The 3,738-nt window shown below is 75.8% G+C and carries 4 protein-coding genes; 3 read left to right on the forward strand and 1 reads right to left on the reverse strand.

Annotated features, from left to right (window positions below; all coding sequences use genetic code 11):
• The first annotated feature begins 267 nt into the window (after positions 1-267).
• Positions 268-1,275: a uroporphyrinogen decarboxylase gene (hemE, locus tag LJ221_RS22310; protein ID WP_241718516.1), complete on the forward strand. Its 1,008-nt coding sequence runs from the start codon at positions 268-270 to the stop codon at positions 1,273-1,275.
• 82 nt (positions 1,276-1,357) lie between these two features.
• Here the strand turns inward: hemE and LJ221_RS22315 are convergent, their stop codons facing one another.
• Positions 1,358-1,564 (reverse strand): hypothetical protein, encoded by a 207-nt coding sequence (locus tag LJ221_RS22315; RefSeq protein ID WP_241718512.1) that lies wholly within the window; start codon positions 1,562-1,564, stop codon positions 1,358-1,360.
• Between LJ221_RS22315 and hemG the strand changes: the two genes are divergently transcribed.
• The gene (hemG, locus tag LJ221_RS22320) at positions 1,563-2,975 is read left to right on the forward strand and encodes a protoporphyrinogen oxidase (RefSeq protein ID WP_241718513.1); all 1,413 of its coding nucleotides are present in this window, start codon (positions 1,563-1,565) and stop codon (positions 2,973-2,975) included. The two genes, LJ221_RS22315 and hemG, sit on opposite strands and share 2 nt — an antisense overlap.
• 4 nt (positions 2,976-2,979) lie before the next feature.
• The gene (gene hemQ / locus LJ221_RS22325) at positions 2,980-3,696 is read left to right on the forward strand and encodes a hydrogen peroxide-dependent heme synthase (RefSeq protein WP_206349996.1); all 717 of its coding nucleotides are present in this window, start codon (positions 2,980-2,982) and stop codon (positions 3,694-3,696) included.
• The last annotated feature ends 42 nt before the right edge of the window (positions 3,697-3,738 follow it).

Below are 3,738 nucleotides of genomic sequence, written 5' to 3' on the forward strand. Positions count from 1 at the left end.
CGGCCGCGCCTCCGCCAGGGCCGCCACGGCCCGCCGGAACGGCCGCGGCGCCTCCCCACCGCCGGGACCCGCCGTACCGTCCGCCTGGTGTGCTCGCGCCGCTGCCATGGGCGGCAGCGTAGGCGGAACGGGTGCCCCGGACGGGTAGGGACACGTGCGAGACTTCTGGTTGTGACCGCCGACGACCGAACCGCAGCCCAGACCCCCTCCGCCGCGGGCTCCGCCGCCCCCGGGGCCGCCGACCCCGCAGTCGCCGACTCCGCCTTCCTGCGGGCGTGCCGCCGCGAGCCCGTGCCGCACACCCCGGTGTGGTTCATGCGGCAGGCCGGACGCTCCCTGCCGGAGTACCGGAAGGTGCGCGAGGGCATCGGGATGCTCGACTCCTGCATGCGCCCCGACCTCGTCACCGAGATCACCCTCCAGCCCGTCCGCCGGCACGGGGTGGACGCGGCCATCTATTTCAGCGACATCGTCGTACCCCTCAAGGCCATCGGCCTCGACCTCGACATCAGGCCGGGGGTGGGCCCCGTCGTCGAGCGGCCCGTCCGCTCCCGCGCCGATCTGGAGCGGCTGCGCCCCCTGGAGCCGGGCGACGTGGAGTACGTCACCGAGGCCGTCCGGATGCTCACCGCCGAGCTGGGCCCCACCCCGCTCATCGGCTTCGCCGGCGCCCCCTTCACCCTCGCCAGCTACCTCGTGGAGGGCGGGCCGTCCCGCAACCACGAGCACACCAAGGCGATGATGTACGGTGACCCGGAACTGTGGGCCGATCTGCTGGACCGGCTCGCGGACATCACCACCGCCTTTCTGAAGGTGCAGATCGAGGCGGGCGCGAGCGCCGTCCAGCTCTTCGACTCCTGGGCGGGGGCCCTGGCCCCCGCCGACTACCGCGCCTCGGTGCTGCCGGCCTCCGCCAGGGTCTTCGACGCCGTCGCCCACTACGGCGTCCCCCGCATCCACTTCGGTGTCGGCACCGGCGAGCTGCTGGGTGCGATGTCCGAGGCCGGCCCGGACGTCGTCGGCGCGGACTGGCGGGTGCCGCTGGACGAGGCCGCCCGCCGCATCGGCCCGGGCAAGGCCGTCCAGGGCAACCTCGACCCGGCGGTGCTCTTCGCGCCGCGCGAGGCCGTCGAGACCCAGGCGCGGCGCGTGCTGGACGCCGCCCGCGGCCTGCCGGGGCACATCTTCAACCTCGGCCACGGCGTACTGCCCGACACCGACCCCGACGTGCTCACCCGTCTGGTGGAGTACGTGCACGGGCGGACCGCGAGCTGAGCCGGCCAGGACCGGCTCCCTCCCCGCGGGACGCCGGTGGGCCGGGCCTCCCTCCGAGGAGGCCCGCCCCACCGGCGTTCGCTCACTCCTTCCCCGGGGCCTCCGGTTCCTTCGGCTCCTCCGGGGCGGTCCCGGGACCCTCCGCGCGGTCGCCGTCCCCCGTCGCGCCGCAGCCGGTGACCGCCAGTGCCGCTGCCGGCAGCACCGCGGCCGCCCCCTCTCCGGCCCGGGCCCTTCCCGGCCGGGGCGGCGCGCCGGGGCCGGCGGCGGTCTGGGAGAGTGGAGCCATGCACGTCATCGTCATCGGCGGCGGCATCTCCGGGCTCGCCGCCGCCCACCGCCTGCTGGAGGGCGGCGCGCGCGTGACCGTCCTGGAGTCCTCCTCCCGCCTCGGCGGCAAGCTGTACGCCGGCCGGATCGCGGACGCCGCCGTCGACCTGGGCGCCGAGTCGATGCTCGCCCGCCGCCCCGAGGGCCTCGACCTCGCCCGCGCCGCCGGCCTCGGCGACGCCCTCCAGTCACCCGCCACGGGCACCGCGGCGATCTGGACCCGCGGCGAGGTCCGCCCGATGCCCACCGGTCACGTCATGGGCGTACCCGCCGACCCGGCCGTCCTCGACGGGATCGTCTCGCCCGACGGCCTGGCCCGCGCCGCCGAGGACACCGACCTGCCGCGCACCGAGGTGGGGGAGGACGTGGCCGTCGGCGAGTACGTCGCCGCCCGTCTCGGACGCGAGGTCGTGGACCGGCTCGTGGAGCCGTTGCTGGGCGGGGTGTACGCAGGCGACGCCTATCGGATCTCGATGCGCGCCTCCGTGCCCGGCCTGTTCGAGGAGGCCCGCGAGGAACGCTCGCTGCTGGCCGCCGTGCGCGGCGTCCGGGAACGCGCCGCGGCGAGCCGGCAGGACGGGCCCGTCTTCATGGGCATCGAGGGCGGGATGGGACGGCTGCCCGCCGCCGTCGCCGACACCTGCCGCGCCGCGGGCGCCGACATCCGCGCCGACACCCCCGTGACCGGGCTGCGCCGCACCGGCGAGGGCTGGACGGTGGTCGCCGCGGGCCGTCCGCTGGCAGCGGACGCGGTGCTCCTGGCCGTACCCGCCCCCGCCGCCGCACGGCTGCTGGCCGGCCTCTCCCCGGCCGCCGCGGCCGAGCTGGAGCGGATCGAGTACGCCTCCATGGCCCTGGTCACCATGGCCTTCCGCCGCCGCGACCTGGCACGGACACCCGAGGGGCGGGGCTTCCTCGTCCCCGCCGCCGACGGCCGGGTGATCAAGGCCTCCACCTTCTCCGCCAACAAGTGGCACTGGAACGCCGCCCAGGACCCGGACCTGTTCGTCCTGCGCACCTCCCTGGGCCGCTACGGCGAGGAGGAGGTGCTCGGCCGCGACGACGCCGACCTGGTGGAGCTCTCCCTGCGGGACCTGGGGGCCGCGATCGGGCTCACCGCCCGCCCCGCCGCCTCCACCGTCACCCGCTGGAACGGCGGGCTGCCGCAGTACCCCGTCGGCCACCTGGAGCGCGTCGCCCGCGTGCGCCGTGATCTCGCCGCCCTGCCGGGCCTGGCCGTCTGCGGGGCGGCGTACGACGGGGTGGGAATCCCGGCGTGTGTCGCGAGCGCCCGCACCGCCGCCGAGGCGGTGCTCCACTCCGGATCGAGAGCCCGGCCACCGGCCGCCCCGCCCACAGGGAGAGAATGACCCCATGACTGCTGAACCCCGCAAGACGCCCAACGCGGGCAAGAAGGCCAAGGACCTCAACGAGGTCATCCGCTACACCCTGTGGTCCGTCTTCCGCCTGCGCGAGGCGCTGCCGGAGGACCGCGCCGGCCACGCCGACGAGGTCCGCGAGCTGTTCGACCAGCTCGCCGCCAAGGACGTCACCGTGCGCGGCACCTACGACGTCTCCGGGCTGCGCGCCGACGCCGATGTGATGATCTGGTGGCACGCGGAGACCGCCGACGCGCTCCAGGAGGCGTACAACCTCTTCCGGCGCACCAGGCTGGGCCGCGCGATGGAGCCGGTGTGGTCCAACATGGCGCTGCACCGCCCCGCCGAGTTCAACCGCTCGCACATCCCGGCCTTCCTCGCCGACGAGGAGCCGCGCGCGTACGTGTGCGTCTACCCGTTCGTGCGCTCCTACGAGTGGTACGTCCTGCCGGACGAGGAGCGCCGCGAGATGCTGGCCGAGCACGGGAAGATGGCGCGCGGCTACCCGGACGTGAGGGCCAACACCGTCGCCTCCTTCGCGCTGGGCGACTACGAGTGGCTGCTGGCCTTCGAGGCCGACGAGCTGCACCGCATCGTCGACCTGATGCGCCACCTGCGCGCCTCCCGCGCCCGCCTCCACGTCCGGGAGGAGATCCCCTTCTACACCGGCCGCCGCAAGGACCTGGCCGAGCTGGTGGCGGGGCTGGCGTAGCGCCCGCGGCGCACGCTCGTGGGGGGGGGGGGGGGGGGGGGG

Source organism: Streptomyces sp. CNQ085 (assembly GCF_022614595.1).
Taxonomy (GTDB): domain Bacteria; phylum Actinomycetota; class Actinomycetes; order Streptomycetales; family Streptomycetaceae; genus Streptomyces.